The sequence below is a fragment of the Neotamlana sargassicola genome, assembly GCF_020523965.1.
GTDB classification, from domain to species: domain Bacteria; phylum Bacteroidota; class Bacteroidia; order Flavobacteriales; family Flavobacteriaceae; genus Neotamlana; species Neotamlana sargassicola.
The window spans coordinates 77,556-91,744 of sequence record NZ_JAJAPX010000006.1; the positions used below are offsets into that span (position 1 = coordinate 77,556).

Genomic DNA, 14,189 nt, shown 5'->3' on the forward strand with positions numbered 1-14,189 from the left:
ATGAAGATACATGAAAAATACATAAAACGCTGTATAGAAATAGCCAAAAACGGTTTAGGAACAACGAGACCTAACCCCATGGTAGGCGCAGTTATTGTAAAAGACAATAAAATTATTGGCGAAGGTTTTACGAGTCCTTATGGAGGTAGTCATGCCGAGGTAAATGCCATAAACTCGGTTGCAGATAAAAATCTACTTAAGGAAGCGACCATTTATGTAACACTCGAACCATGTTCACATTATGGTAAAACACCACCATGTAGCGATTTAATTATACATCACAACATTCCAAATGTTGTTATAGGTTGTATTGACGATAACGAAAAAGTAGCAGGAAAAGGTATAAAAAAACTCATGGAAGCGGGTTGTAATGTTAGTGTTGGTGTGTTGGAAGTCGAATGTAAATCTTTACACAAAAGATTCTTTACATTTCACAATAAAAAACGCCCGTACATTATTTTAAAATGGGCGCAAACTACAGATGGTTTTATCGCGCCTAAAACAAAAAACGAGCAAAAACCTGTTTGGATTACCAATACATTTTCCAGACAATTGGTACATAAATGGCGCGCCGAAGAACAAGCTATTCTAGTTGGCTACAATACAGTGCTAGCAGATAACCCTAGCTTAACAACCAGAGATTACTTTGGGCAAAATCCTGTTAGAATTGTAATTGATAATAATAACAGTTTACCCAAAGACCTCAATATTTTTAACGCTGAAGCGGAAACAATTAGCTTGCAAGAAAATACGGCTAAGGCTATTTGTAACGAACTATTTAATGCAAATATTAATTCCGTTATAATTGAAGGCGGAAGTAAAACATTGCAAACCTTTATAAATGAAGGTCTCTGGGATGAAGCTAGAGTTTTTAAAGGCGCCGTTGTTTTTAATGAAGGTATTGAAGCTCCTAAATTCGCGGGAAAATTAATTTCTACCGAAACTATCGCAGGAGACATATTAGAAATATACCAAAACAAATAACTCTTTTTGATTAACGAAGACACATATCAAACTATTAACAAAGCAACAGAACCTGTTTTATTTAAAGATAAAAACAGCAAGTTTTTCGGGTATGCTTTTCCAGTTTTAACCGAAGATAATGTTAAACTTAATTTAGAAATGGTTAAAAAAGAACACCATTCGGCAAGACATTGGTGTTATGCTTACCAAATAGGCACCGAACAAATACATTATCGTGCAAACGACGATGGCGAACCTAGCAATTCAGCAGGTATGCCCATTTACGGACAAATACAATCGTTTAACGTTACCAATATTTTAATAATAGTGGTTCGCTATTTTGGCGGCGTTAAATTAGGTGTTGGCGGATTAATTAATGCCTACAGACAAACCGCACAATTAGCATTAGAAAGCGCAACGATTATTGAAAAAACAATAAATATTAACTACCTAATAACTTTCGATTATAAAAACATGAATGTGGTAATGCGCAGAATAAAAGAGCACCAAATAAATATTATTAACCAAAAACTAGAATTAAATTGCCAATTAACAATTTCTGTTAGAAAAACAGAATCTGAAAAAATATTTGAAATTTTTAATTCTATTTTCGAGGTAAAAATCAAAGCAATTTAAACTAATCTTCAATTAAGTTTAAAACATAATCTGGAGCTTTAACTGGCCGCAAAGTTTTCATACTAACAAAAACTAATGTTGTACTTGCTAAGGTCAATATTTCCCCCTTCTCATTGGTTATTTCATAGTCAAATTCTATCTTAGAAGTTGGTTTATTTTTAAGCATAGTTTTAACCGTAATTAACTCATCATAACCCGCCGATTTTTTATAATTAATATTTAAAGAAACGACAGGTAACATAATACCGTTATCTTCCATCGATTTGTAAGAAATCCCTAACTTCCTTAACCACTCAACCCGTCCCATCTCCAAGTATAATGCGTAATTTCCGTGATACACCACTCCCATTTGATCGGTTTCACCATACCTCACTCTTATTTGTATTTCATCGAATTTCATACTGTATTTTAAATATTTTTTTGTAGTTTCCCTTGCTGGCTAAACATGAGAAAAAATTTCTTAAAATTCAAGAGGTATTCATTTTTTTTTTTAGAATTTTGTTCACATATTTGCCTCACTATAAAAGGGGGTATTGAAATTCCATTTCAATCAATCTTATCTAACAAAAAACCTAAAGAAATTTTTAAAAAATGAGTAAAACTGCGAAATCGGTGTGGAATAATTGTCTTTTATTTATAAAAGATAATATTCAGCCCCAAGCATACAAAACATGGTTTGAGCCCATAGTCGCAGTTAAACTCACAGACAACGCGTTGAGTATTCAAGTTCCTAGTAAATTCTTTTATGAATGGCTTGAAGAGCACTATGTAAAAATTCTTAAAGTAGCACTTACTAAAGAATTAGGTGAAACTGCCAAACTGGTGTACATTATTAAAATGGAAAATACCTATGGCAACAAACAACCATTTACCGAAAAAATACCGAGTTCGCATAGAACAGCGGTAAAATCGCAAGATGTAGATATACCCTTAAATAATAAAAGTAGAGAATTAAAAAACCCTTTTATTATTCCTGGTATTCGCAACGTAAAAATTGAATCGCAACTAAATCCTAATTATAGTTTCGAAAACTTTTTAGAGGGAGACTCTAACCGTTTAGCAAGAAGCGCAGGGTTAGCGGTTGCTGCTAAACCAGGAGGAACATCATTTAATCCGTTGTTAATTTTTGGCAATGTTGGTTTAGGAAAAACCCATTTAGCACATGCTATTGGGGTAGACATTAAAGATAAATATCCTGAAAAAACGGTTTTATATATTTCTGCCGAAAAATTTACACAACAATACATTGAAGCTGTAAAAAAGAATAATCGTAACGATTTTATTCATTTCTATCAAATTATAGATGTATTAATTATTGATGATGTTCAATTTTTATCAGGTAAGAGTGGTACACAAGATGTGTTTTTTCATATTTTCAACCATTTACACCAAAATGGCAAACAGGTTGTTTTAACTAGCGACAAAGCTCCTGTTGATATGCAAGACATTGAGCAGCGTTTACTATCGCGCTTTAAATGGGGCTTATCTGCCGAATTACAAAATCCAGATTTTGAAACACGCGTTTCTATATTAAAAAATAAATTATATAGAGATGGTGTTATTATGCCAGATGAAATTATCGATTACATTGCCAAAAACATAAAAAGTAACGTTCGTGAACTTGAAGGCGCTATTATTTCGTTAATCGCACAATCTTCGTTCAATAAAAAAGAAGTCACTTTAGATTTAGCACGTGTAATTGTTGAAAAGTTTGTAAAAAATACTAAACGCGAAGTTTCTATAGATTATATACAAAAAGTAGTTTCAGATTATTTCCAAATGGATATTGAAACTTTACAATCGAAAACTCGTAAACGCCATATAGTTCAAGCCAGACAGTTGGCTATGTTTTTTGCGAAAAAATTCACAAAAGCATCTTTAGCTAGTATTGGTTCTCAAATAGGAAAACGAGATCATGCCACTGTTTTACATGCTTGCAAAACGGTTGATAACCTATCTTCTACCGATAAACAATTTAGAAAATACGTTGAAGATATCACCAAAAAACTATCGGTTTAAAATTATATACTAATGACTAAAATTCTTATGGTTTGCTTGGGCAACATTTGTCGTTCACCGCTTGCCGAAGGTATTTTAAAAGCCAAATTACCAAAACATTTTACAGTAGATTCTGCGGGAACATCGAATTACCATATTGGTGATGCTCCCGACAGACGCTCTGTGGCTGTTGCAGAAGTTAATGGCTTAGACATTTCAAATTTACGCGGACGCCAATTTAAGGTTTCAGATTTTGATGCTTTCGATTTAATTTACGTTATGGACGATTCCAATTATAAAAATGTCGTAAAACTAGCACGAAACGACGACGATGTTGCCAAGGTTTCTATGATTTTAAATGAAGTATATCCTAACGAAAATTACAATGTTCCCGATCCATACTATGGCGGAGACAAAGGCTTTGAAACTGTGTACAATATGCTTGATGAAGCATGCACAATTATAGCCAATAAATTAACGGACTAAAATGACGGTTACAGGGCAATTATACTTAATACCAAATACATTAGGAGATAACAATCCGTTAGATGTGTTACCAATTACCGTAAAAAACATTATTGATAAAACCGATTTTTTTATAGTTGAAAACAGTAAAGCTGCTCGACGATTTATAAAAAAAATATGTCCTGAAAAACCACAACCTTCACTAAAATTATTCGAATTAAACAAACGAACAGATTTAAGCGAGCTTCCGAATTTCTTAAGCCCGTGTTTAGAAGGTAAAAACGTTGGTTTATTATCTGATGCTGGGTGCCCAGGCGTTGCCGATCCGGGCGCCGATATTGTAAAAATTGCACATCAAAAAAACATTAAAGTTATTCCTCTTGTGGGACCTTCTTCCATTTTAATGGCAATGATGGGTTCTGGAATGAATGGACAAAGCTTTGCCTTTAATGGTTATTTGCCAATAGATAAAGGTGAACGAAAAAATGAAATAAAACGTTTAGAACGATTATCATTCGAACAAAATCAATCGCAATTATTTATTGAAACTCCCTACCGAAACAATAAAATGCTCGAAGATCTAGCGAATTGTCTTGACGCAAGTACGAATATTTGTGTAGCCTGTGATATTACCCTTTCTACCGAATTTATAAAAACAGAAACAGCAAAGTACTGGAAAAAAAATATGGTAGACCTTCATAAAAGACCTACCATATTTATAATTCACAAAAACTAAATAACCTTTTTGTTTATATAGCCTTAGCTTTTTTATTCGCCTTCACGAATGAGGTATCATAACCTGAAAAGCGTTTCATGTAATAACCTACCGTTGTACCATATCCGTCAGCAAAATTATCAAGACCATAACTACGTAAATATTTCTTCACGCTTCCAGGACCTGCTAAATGTGCCGCAGCTAAAATTCCAGATTCGGTAACCACAGTACCATTAATTCGTCGTCCCACAAAATTCTTAATGTCACGACGTAAAATCCACTTATTACGAGCTACATTAGCAATAAATGCTTTTTCCTGTAACTTTGGATTTTTTAAAAATTCATTAGGATTATTAATACCTATTAATTTTAGTGTTCCTGCACCAAATTGATATTTACCCAAATATCCAAAGGTATTAACCGAAAAATAATTTCCACCAGACTCTTTAAACGCAAGAGCTTCTTTAAAACCTACAAACGATTTACCCAAATACGGAGAAAATTCGTAGTCTTCTTGTTCTGTTGTAGCTAAAGACAATACATCGGTATTATCTTCTACAGTATAATCTAAACTTAACCCTTTTGTAGAGTAATCGTTTAAATTTGGAGTTTCATTATTTTGAAACGCCACGTTAATAAGTACACAAATTGTAAGTGCTATTGTAACATACATTGCAATATTTCTTACCATAACTTCTAAATTTTATAAAGGCACTTTATTAAATTCAGCACCTTTTTAAATTTGAGCGTGCAAAGGTAGTGATTTTTAAAATATCTGCAAAATTTATCGTTAAAAAACCTTTTTTAATAGTAGAATAGATGAAATACCCCTCCATTTTTATTAAATTCTAAAGTAGGAAATGGAATTTTCACCATATTAAACACATCAAAAAGGGTGTTTAAAAATTTCGATTTGGTACGAATAGCATTTAAATCTACATCGAAACTAATATAAAATTGTCGATACCTATCAGTTATCAAATTAGTATTTTCAACTCCCGAAAGCATCCCTTCCCCACCATAGCCTAATGCCAAATTTAACCACCGTGGAAACTCACTTTTTTTAAAAAAAGAATGCAAGTTAAAGCTTAACCAATACGTTTGTCCGTTATAATCCTTCAAAAATTGCTCTATATACGTTTTTCCGAGTTTGTTTGGATTTTGATTAGCATAATTTGTGTGATGAAACGAGTATTTTAAACTAATTCGTTGTTCGTCCCAAAGCAATTCTTGACCTACGAACAAACCTGTTCCTGCCGCATTAGCTAAAATATCACCCCATGAAAAGCCCCATTCTTGCGAAAAACCATCTAAAACCTCAATTGCCGATAAAAATGTAAAACCTAAAGTACCTCCATAAATAAGTTGCTCATTTTTTTTAACGCCACTCCAGTTTAATAATTGTGCACCATATTTCCCCATTTGGTATGAGGTAAAAGCATGCCCAACTTTATCGAGCTGCAGCCATTCCTTATTATCGTTTGTTGTATGAAATTTAGATTGTTCATAATCTGCATACCAAAGTTGGCTCAATCCCACGATTGTCGCTGTAGAAATAGCAGCTTCAGAAATTAAAACTGTATTTCGTCTGGATTTATTTAAGGTATCGCTTGCTGTAAAAAAGGTATCTATTTTAGGTTGAGAACAAACCAAAAATGGCAATAACATAAATATGAACCCATATTTTATAGCATTACAATGCACTATTTAAGAATACCTTGTGAAGATAAATAACGATGGTATTCTCGAGCATTTGCATTATGCTGAGCCAAAGATTTAGCAAACTTATGAAACCCAAGTCGTTTAGCGTCGGCAGCAAAATATAAGTAATTGTGTTTTTCGTAATTTAAAACAGCATCGATTGCCGAAATATCTGGCATGGCAATTAACCCTGGTGGTAATCCTAAGTTTTTATAGGTGTTGTAGGGTGAATCAATTTCCTTATGTACGTTTAATACCCGCTTAATGACCGTGTTTTTATATTTTGGTAATTGGTAAGCTGCGAATTTTAAAGTTGGGTCGGCTTGCAAAGGCATACCAATTCGCAATCTATTCAAATACACCCCTGCAACACGAGGTTGCTCGCTAGGTTGTTTAGACTCTTCGTAAACAATAGATGCCAGAGCGATTACTTGGTTTGGATTTAAACCGACAGCATTGGCCTTTTTTACTCTATCATCAGTCCAAAAACGTTTGTATTCTGTTAGCATTTTAGCTCTAAATTTTTCAGCAGAAGTATTCCAGAAAAATTCGTAGGTGTTTGGTAAATACATGCCTAAGGCGGTGGCCTCATTAAATTTATTTTCCTCTAAAAAACTAGCATCTTTCATAGCTGTTAGTAAAGACAGACTATCGGCTTCAATTTGGGTTGCCACGCGTCCTGCTAATTTTTCTAAAGTTTCTTGGTTATTGAATGCTACTTTTATTGGTAAATTTCGGCTTCTAATAGAATTTATAATATCGTTATTATTCATTCCTTTTTTAATTTCGAAACGTCCCGCTTTAATATTGGTTGTATATTTCTTTTGCTCAGCTAAAACATCAAATGAATTAATATCTAAAAGTAAAGGCTCTAACTGGCTCCTTACATCATTATAACTAGCATTTGTAGGTACGTAAATATAAGCAGCTTCGTTATTAAACGCTGTATTAGGTTTCATCATGGCTTTGTAAACCATATTTGCAAAATAAGCCGCTGCAGCCAACCCAATTAAGGCTATAGCAATAAGTATTTTTTTAATGTACATTTAGTTTTTTATTAGCTGAAATAAATATTCATTTTTATAAGAACCGTTAATTTTTGTCCAATCTTTTTTTAGTCCTACTTTTTTAAATCCTTGTTTGGTAAATAGTTTAATACTAGCTTCATTGTCTTCTGTAATGTTACAATAAAGTTGATGCAAGCCTAAATGTGTAAAACAATAATTAGTAAGCAATTTTAGCGCTTCGCTACCTACACCTCTTTCTCTATGGTTTACATCTTTAACTAATACGCCAACACCGGCACGAGCGTTTTTAAAATCGAAATCGAAGATATCAATCATTCCTAAAGTATCTTTGTTATAATTTGAAATGGCTAATCGCAGCTGTTTTACTTCAAAAATATCTTTATGTGCATGATCTAAATATTGTTTAATTAAATATTTAGAATACGGTGTTTGTGTATTACTTATTTCCCAAATGGTTTCATCGTTTTCAATGTCGTGAATAAACTCTAAATCTTCAGGCTCCAGCGCACGCAAATAAATATGTTCTCCTTTTAAGGTAATCATATACTGCCTTTAAACACAAATTTGGCTGGTCCAATTAACCAAACGTTTTTATATGCACCATTTTCAACATCGAAAGATACTTGTAGTTTACCTCCTTCTACATTTAAATCGATTAAATTCTTCTCGGTTTCACCAATATAATGCATACCAATTGCTACAGCAGTTGCTCCTGTTCCGCAAGATAAAGTCTCGTCTTCTACCCCACGTTCGTAAGTTCGCAATCTAAAATTAGAGTCAGATATTTTTTTAACAAAATTCACATTACTACCAGCCTGATTGTAAGGTGCGCCATAGCGAATTTTAGCACCTAACGATTTAATATCAAAAGCATCAATAGCTTCTTCGAATTGCACATGGTGCGGCGATCCCGTATTTAAAAACACGTGTGTTTTATGGTTTTCAACCACATTAACATCCAGCATTTGTAAGCTCACAATATCATTTTTAATAGTGGCATGATGTAAGCCATCAATAGCTTCAAAAACAGCCTTATCGCTAATAACGCCAAGGTGTTTTGCAAAAGCCACTAAACAACGACCTCCATTACCACACATGGTACTTTCGTTACCGTCGGCATTGTAATACACCATTTTAAAATCTAACTCCGGATGATTTTCAAGTAAAATTAGTCCGTCGGCTCCTATGCCAAAACGTCGGTCGCATAAAAAAGCTACCTGTTTGGTATTATTTTTGTCGAATGTTTGTGAACGATTATCAATCATCACAAAATCGTTTCCTGTACCTTGATATTTGTAAAAAGTTTGTGCCATAATGAAACACAAATATATAAATATAAAACCATTTTTATTGTTGTTAAAAGGCGTTAAAAACGGCGTTAAAAATCGTTAAAAGGTAAAATGAAATTCAATAAATAATTAATTTTAATCGTTATTAACAAAAAACATAAAACATTCGCAATTTAAAGCGGGTGTTTTTAACAATAAACAACTTTAAGTAAAATACATTTAAATTATGAAAAAGGTTTTAACACTTGTTTTAGTATCCGCACTTGGGGGTATTTTTACCTTAAGTACCTACAAATTATTTTTAGAAAAAGATAAACCCGTGGTTTTAGCTACTACCGAAAGTAATCCATCATTTTTGCCAACAACCAACTTAAACACCTTGTATAGTGCAGAAGATAAAGTAGATTTTACCATAGCTGCCGAAAACACCGTAAATGCTGTGGTTCACGTAAAAAACATTACCATAAGCACCGGGCAAATGAGTTTTCAAGATTTATTTTTAGGAAGAAGTCCGCAACGTGCTCAAGAAGGAACAGGTTCTGGTGTTATTATTAATGCCGATGGTTACATTATAACAAACAACCATGTTATTAATAATTCAGACAAACTTACTGTTACCTTAAATAATAATAAAACCTATGATGCCGAAATTGTGGGTACAGATCCCAAAACCGATATTGCGCTTTTAAAAATTGAAGCCGACAAAGATTTACCTTATGTAACTTTTGCAGATTCAGACACCGCTAAAATTGGCGAATGGGTATTGGCTGTTGGTAATCCATTTAATTTAACATCGACCGTAACAGCCGGAATAATTAGTGCCAAAGCCAGAAATTTAGACCCAACAGGAACCTATTTACAATCGTTTATTCAAACTGATGCCGCTGTAAACCCAGGAAACTCTGGAGGCGCACTTGTAAATACTAATGGTGAATTAGTAGGCATTAATACCGCTATATCATCGCAAACAGGTTCTTATGTAGGTTACTCGTTTGCTGTACCAAGTAACATCGCGCGCCGTGTTATTGAAGATCTTATGGAATACGGTAACGTACAAAATGGTATTTTAGGAATTAACGGTGGTGCTTTAAACAGTAAATTTGCAGATGATTTAGGTATAAATGACACCGAGGGCATTTATGTAGCGAGTGTAATTGAAGATTCAGGAGCCGAAAAAGCGGGTATTGAAAAAGGCGATATTATTAAAGAAATAGATAATATTAAAGTATCGAAGTTTGCTGATTTAACTGGACATATTGGTGCTAAACGTGCCGGCGATAATGTATCGCTTAAAATTGCTAGAGATGGTAATATTAAAACAATTCCTGTTACATTAACCAGAAACGAAACCTTTACAATGCCACTTGTTGGCATGGTTAAAAATGCGAAAAAACAAGAATTGAAAAAAGTTAATGCTTCGAACGGTGTAAAAATTACCGATTTAGACGAACAATACGAATCTTATTGGAAAAAGAATGGTGTAACAGAAGGCTGCATAATTACTGCTATTAACGATGTTAAAATTAATAGTATCGATGATGTTAAAAACGCGCTAAAAAACAAAACGCAATACGAACCGCTAAGAATTGAACTAATAAATAATAACGGTGAAAAAGAGCGTTATAACTTTAGGTAAATTGTAAAAAAGAAACATTCTTTTCTACCCAATACCCCGTCGAAAAAAATATATTTTTCGACGGGGTATTTTTTTCGATAAACAGCTTACGAAAACGTTTGAAATGTGGTATTTTTACTTCATAAACATTAAACTAAACTTTAAAATTATGAGTTTTAACAAAACTTATGAAAAGGAATTAGCTTTTCAAGCAGACCGACGAAGAGCCACGGTAGAATTTATTAAAATAGTAAATGACCTTTGGTATGAAAAATCTATTGAATTGGTCATTTTTAGAAATCAATTAATAGATAAAAATGTTAGCCAAATTTTAAACTTGCACGATTACGCTGGTAAATTTGTACAAAAACCAATTTCTATTTTCGATTCGGTTGAAATTGCACAAGCTATTAAAACCCTAAACTTACCACCAGCAAAATTAGATATTGGTAAACTAACATACGAATATCATTTAGAAGATAATACACATAATAATGCTACTGCATTTGTGGCATCAAAATTAAAAGATGCTCATAAAAACGGGGCCATTACACCAAAAGATGTTGTTTTATATGGCTTTGGTAGAATTGGTAGGTTGGTTGCAAGAGAGCTCATGGTACGCACAGGAAAAGGTAATCAATTACGCTTAAGAGCTATTGTAACTCGTGGTGAAATAAACGAGCAAATTCTGGAAAAAAGAGCTTCGTTATTAAAAAACGATTCTGTACATGGCGATTTTTTTGGAACTGTAAATATAGACGTAAAAAATCAAGCTTTAATAATTAATGGCACAACCGTAAAAATTATTTCGGCAAATGCACCTAATGAAATAGATTACACAAAGTTTAATATAAATAATGCTTTAGTAATTGATAACACCGGTGCTTTTAGAGACGATGTAGCATTAAGTAAACATCTTGAAGCTAAAGGTGTAGATAAAGTTATTTTAACTGCTCCAGGAAAAGGCTTACCCAACATTGTTTATGGTGTAAACCATAAAGCTTATAGCCCAGACGAATTAAATATATTTTCGGCCGCTTCTTGTACTACAAATGCCATAACGCCTGTTTTAAAGGCAATTGAAGATTCATTTGGAATAAATAGCGGACATCTAGAAACCATTCATGCCTACACCAACGATCAAAACTTAGTTGATAATTTTCATAAAAAATATCGTCGTGGTAGAGCAGCCGGATTAAACATGGTAATTACCGAAACTGGCGCAGGAAAAGCGGTAGCAAAAGCACTACCAGAGTTAGAAGGCAAATTAACATCAAACGCTATTCGAGTTCCTGTACCAAACGGATCATTAGCTATTTTAAATTTAGAATTAAAAAATAAAACCTCTCTCGATGGGGTAAATACTATTTTAAAAAAATATGCTCTAGAAGGCGATTTAGTAGAACAAATTAAATACGAATTAAGCGACGAACTTGTATCAACAGATATTGTAGGAAGCTCTGCTCCTTCTATTTACGACAGCAAATCAACCATAGTGCGCAAAGATGGGAAAAATATAATTTTATACATTTGGTACGATAATGAATATGGTTATAGCCATCAAGTTATAAGACTTGCAAAATATGTTGCTAAGGTTAGGCGTTATACCTATTATTAATGCTATTTTTAACGTCCAGAAAAATAAATTAGCCGTATATAAATTAGCCTCATAAATTGAGGCTTTTTATTTAAACTTAATTTTATATTTTAGTAACCTTACAAAACAATTAACAATCATCAATATAATGAACGCTTTATCATCAAAATTTTTATTAATACTAATTTGTTTATTCTCTAGTTTATCTTTCTCTCAAACTACAGAAATCGAAGAAACCCAATCTATAAACAGTGGCACTATTGATAATCAGTTTGAATACTTATTAAGAAAGTCGGGTAATTTCAAAGGAACTAATGGTCAGCCATACGAAGCTGTAAAATTAAGTATGATTAACGCTTTAAGAGCAAATACAAAAGATTCTTTAAACACCATAAAAAAGAATTTAGCCGACACCAAAGCTGTTGTAAACACACAAGCCAAAGAAATTTCTACCTTAAAATCTAATTTAAATAGCACACAAAGCTCCTTAGATGCAACAAATGCTGAAAAAGACAGTATGTCTTTGTTTGGTATACAAATGAGCAAAACGGGTTATAATAGCTTAATGTGGATTATTATTGCTGCTTTATTGGCTCTGTTGCTTTTATTTATTTATAAATTTAAGAATAGTAATGCGGTTACAAAAAGTGCTAAAAAAACTTTAGCAGAAACCGAAGAAGAATTTGAACAACACCGCAAAGTAGCTTTAGAGCGTGAACAAAAAGTACGCAGACAACTACAAGACGAAATTAATAAACAAAAAAATGCTTAAAACTTTGTTAAAGCATTAAACCTATATTTCCTCAGGAAGTCTAACAGCTTAATAAAAACCTATTTTAATGAAAAAAAGTCTTTTATTAAGCTGTTTTTCTTTGATCTTTTTACTAACTGCTTGTGGCAATAAAAAGAATAAAAATACTGCAATAAACAACAACGAAAATATAACTGTATATAATTTTAATACTATTGAACCATTGTTGTACAGTACTTCCAACAAAACCAAAATCGTTAATTTTTGGGCTATGTGGTGTGCGCCTTGCGTAAAGGAATTACCTTATTTACAGGAATATGCCCAAAAACATCCAAACGTTGAACTTTTATTAATTAGTCTAGATTTTCCTGAGACCATTGAAAAGGAACTAAAACCTTTTTTAAAAGAAAAAAATATTACAGCCAAAGTAGTTATGTTAGATGATCCTGACGCTAATTCATGGATTAATAAAATAGATACTAATTGGTCTGGCGCTATTCCTTTTACCATAATTTCAAATAAAAATAAACGTTTGTTTTTCGAACGCTCTTTTGATAGTGTTGAGGATTTAGAAAACGAAATTCAAAAAAACTTTTAATAATAACTTTAAACTATTTATGAAAAAATTTAATGTACTAGCAATAGCTCTAATTTTAACTTTAGGAGCATTGACTTCATGTAAAAACAAATCTGAAGCCAAGGAAAAAGAAGTCGTAAATCACGAACACAAAGGTCCAAAAGGAGATCGTCCACCAAAAGGCGAGCATCCTCCCAAACACCATGGCGACCGCAAAGGACCGCCTCCAGGTGGAAAACATAGCCCAGAACAAACTAAAACCTTAGAAGAAATTGGAGGCTATAAAATAGGTGAAACCGCTACCGATTTTAAACTTAAAAATGTAGATGGCAACCAGTTTTCGTTATCAAGTATTGAAAACGCCAAAGGTTACATTGTTGTGTTTACATGCAACGAATGTCCATTTGCTAAAATGTACGAAGATCGCCTAGTGGCATTACACAACAAATATGCATCTCAAGGGTTTTCAGTTATTGCAATTAACCCTAACGTTAGCGCCAATAATGATAAAGAAAGTTTTGAAGCTATGCAGAAAAGAGCTAAAGAAAAAGCATTCCCTTTTGTGTATTTAGCTGATGAAAACCAAGAAGTTTTCCCAAAATACGGCGCGGTTAGAACGCCTCATGTATTTTTATTAGATGCTGAAAGAAAAGTGCAATACATTGGTACTATTGATGACAATGCAAGGTCTGCAAACGATGTTAAAACAAAATATGTTGAAAATGCCATTGATGCTTTATTAAAAGGTGAAAAACCTGAAACCAATTACACAAAAGCGATTGGCTGTCCAGTTAAACCTGTAAAAGCTTAGTTTTCTATAAATTACTAGCTAAAAACCGCAATTATTTTGCGGT

General features: G+C 33.0%; 16 protein-coding genes. 10 read left to right on the forward strand and 6 right to left on the reverse strand.

Translation table 11 applies throughout. From position 1 onward, the window contains the following. The gene (ribD, locus tag LG651_RS13760) at positions 1-984 is read left to right on the forward strand and encodes a bifunctional diaminohydroxyphosphoribosylaminopyrimidine deaminase/5-amino-6-(5-phosphoribosylamino)uracil reductase RibD (protein ID WP_226696694.1); all 984 of its coding nucleotides are present in this window, start codon (positions 1-3) and stop codon (positions 982-984) included. 6 nt (positions 985-990) lie between these two features. Beyond that, positions 991-1,599, forward strand: coding sequence for an IMPACT family protein (locus tag LG651_RS13765; protein ID WP_226696695.1), 609 nt, complete (start codon positions 991-993; stop codon positions 1,597-1,599). A gap of 1 nt (position 1,600) precedes the next feature. On the opposite strand, the gene LG651_RS13770 is transcribed toward LG651_RS13765, so the two are convergent. Next, a complete protein-coding gene (locus tag LG651_RS13770; protein ID WP_226696696.1) occupies positions 1,601-1,999 on the reverse strand; it encodes an acyl-CoA thioesterase in 399 nt (132 codons plus the stop codon). 191 nt (positions 2,000-2,190) lie between these two features. Here LG651_RS13770 and dnaA point away from each other — a divergent pair, with 191 nt between their 5' ends. Genes dnaA through LG651_RS13785 form a run of 3 tightly spaced genes read left to right on the forward strand, consistent with a single transcriptional unit; the run spans position 2,191 to position 4,798 of the window. Then, complete coding sequence (gene dnaA, locus LG651_RS13775) at positions 2,191-3,618, forward strand: chromosomal replication initiator protein DnaA (RefSeq protein ID WP_226696697.1); 1,428 nt, start codon at positions 2,191-2,193, stop codon at positions 3,616-3,618. A 12-nt stretch (positions 3,619-3,630) separates the two neighbouring features. Continuing rightward, complete coding sequence (locus LG651_RS13780; RefSeq protein ID WP_226696698.1) at positions 3,631-4,083, forward strand: low molecular weight protein-tyrosine-phosphatase; 453 nt, start codon at positions 3,631-3,633, stop codon at positions 4,081-4,083. Position 4,084: 1 nt separating this feature from the next. Next, a complete protein-coding gene (locus LG651_RS13785; protein ID WP_226696699.1) occupies positions 4,085-4,798 on the forward strand; it encodes an SAM-dependent methyltransferase in 714 nt (237 codons plus the stop codon). Between the two features lie 13 nt (positions 4,799-4,811). Here LG651_RS13785 and LG651_RS13790 read toward each other — a convergent pair whose 3' ends face one another. From LG651_RS13790 to dapF, 5 genes are all read right to left on the reverse strand, one after another. Further along, entirely contained in the window at positions 4,812-5,468 is a 657-nt protein-coding gene (locus LG651_RS13790; RefSeq protein WP_226696700.1) for a peptidoglycan-binding protein LysM, read from the reverse strand. 113 nt (positions 5,469-5,581) lie between these two features. Beyond that, positions 5,582-6,445: a DUF2279 domain-containing protein gene (locus LG651_RS13795; RefSeq protein ID WP_226696701.1), complete on the reverse strand. Its 864-nt coding sequence runs from the start codon at positions 6,443-6,445 to the stop codon at positions 5,582-5,584. A gap of 35 nt (positions 6,446-6,480) precedes the next feature. Then, positions 6,481-7,524: an endolytic transglycosylase MltG gene (gene mltG / locus LG651_RS13800; protein WP_226696702.1), complete on the reverse strand. Its 1,044-nt coding sequence runs from the start codon at positions 7,522-7,524 to the stop codon at positions 6,481-6,483. After that, positions 7,525-8,049: a GNAT family N-acetyltransferase gene (locus LG651_RS13805; RefSeq protein ID WP_226696703.1), complete on the reverse strand. Its 525-nt coding sequence runs from the start codon at positions 8,047-8,049 to the stop codon at positions 7,525-7,527. Beyond that, positions 8,046-8,819 (reverse strand): diaminopimelate epimerase, encoded by a 774-nt coding sequence (gene dapF, locus LG651_RS13810; RefSeq protein WP_226696704.1) that lies wholly within the window; start codon positions 8,817-8,819, stop codon positions 8,046-8,048. The genes LG651_RS13805 and dapF overlap by 4 nt, the downstream gene beginning before the upstream one ends. A 202-nt stretch (positions 8,820-9,021) precedes the next feature. On the opposite strand from dapF, the gene LG651_RS13815 reads away from it, so the two are divergent. The 5 genes from LG651_RS13815 to LG651_RS13835 all read left to right on the forward strand — a co-directional run bounded on the left by LG651_RS13815 (position 9,022) and on the right by LG651_RS13835 (position 14,146). Continuing rightward, positions 9,022-10,431: a trypsin-like peptidase domain-containing protein gene (locus LG651_RS13815; protein ID WP_226696705.1), complete on the forward strand. Its 1,410-nt coding sequence runs from the start codon at positions 9,022-9,024 to the stop codon at positions 10,429-10,431. 148 nt (positions 10,432-10,579) lie between these two features. Then, positions 10,580-12,028, forward strand: a complete 1,449-nt coding sequence (locus LG651_RS13820) for a glyceraldehyde-3-phosphate dehydrogenase (protein WP_226696706.1) — start codon at positions 10,580-10,582, stop codon at positions 12,026-12,028. A 127-nt stretch (positions 12,029-12,155) separates the two neighbouring features. Then, positions 12,156-12,779: a tRNA (guanine-N1)-methyltransferase gene (locus tag LG651_RS13825; protein ID WP_226696707.1), complete on the forward strand. Its 624-nt coding sequence runs from the start codon at positions 12,156-12,158 to the stop codon at positions 12,777-12,779. Between the two features lie 67 nt (positions 12,780-12,846). Continuing rightward, entirely contained in the window at positions 12,847-13,356 is a 510-nt protein-coding gene (locus tag LG651_RS13830) for a TlpA family protein disulfide reductase (protein WP_226696708.1), read from the forward strand. A gap of 19 nt (positions 13,357-13,375) precedes the next feature. After that, positions 13,376-14,146 (forward strand): thioredoxin family protein, encoded by a 771-nt coding sequence (locus LG651_RS13835; protein ID WP_226696709.1) that lies wholly within the window; start codon positions 13,376-13,378, stop codon positions 14,144-14,146. Positions 14,147-14,189: the final 43 nt, after the last annotated feature.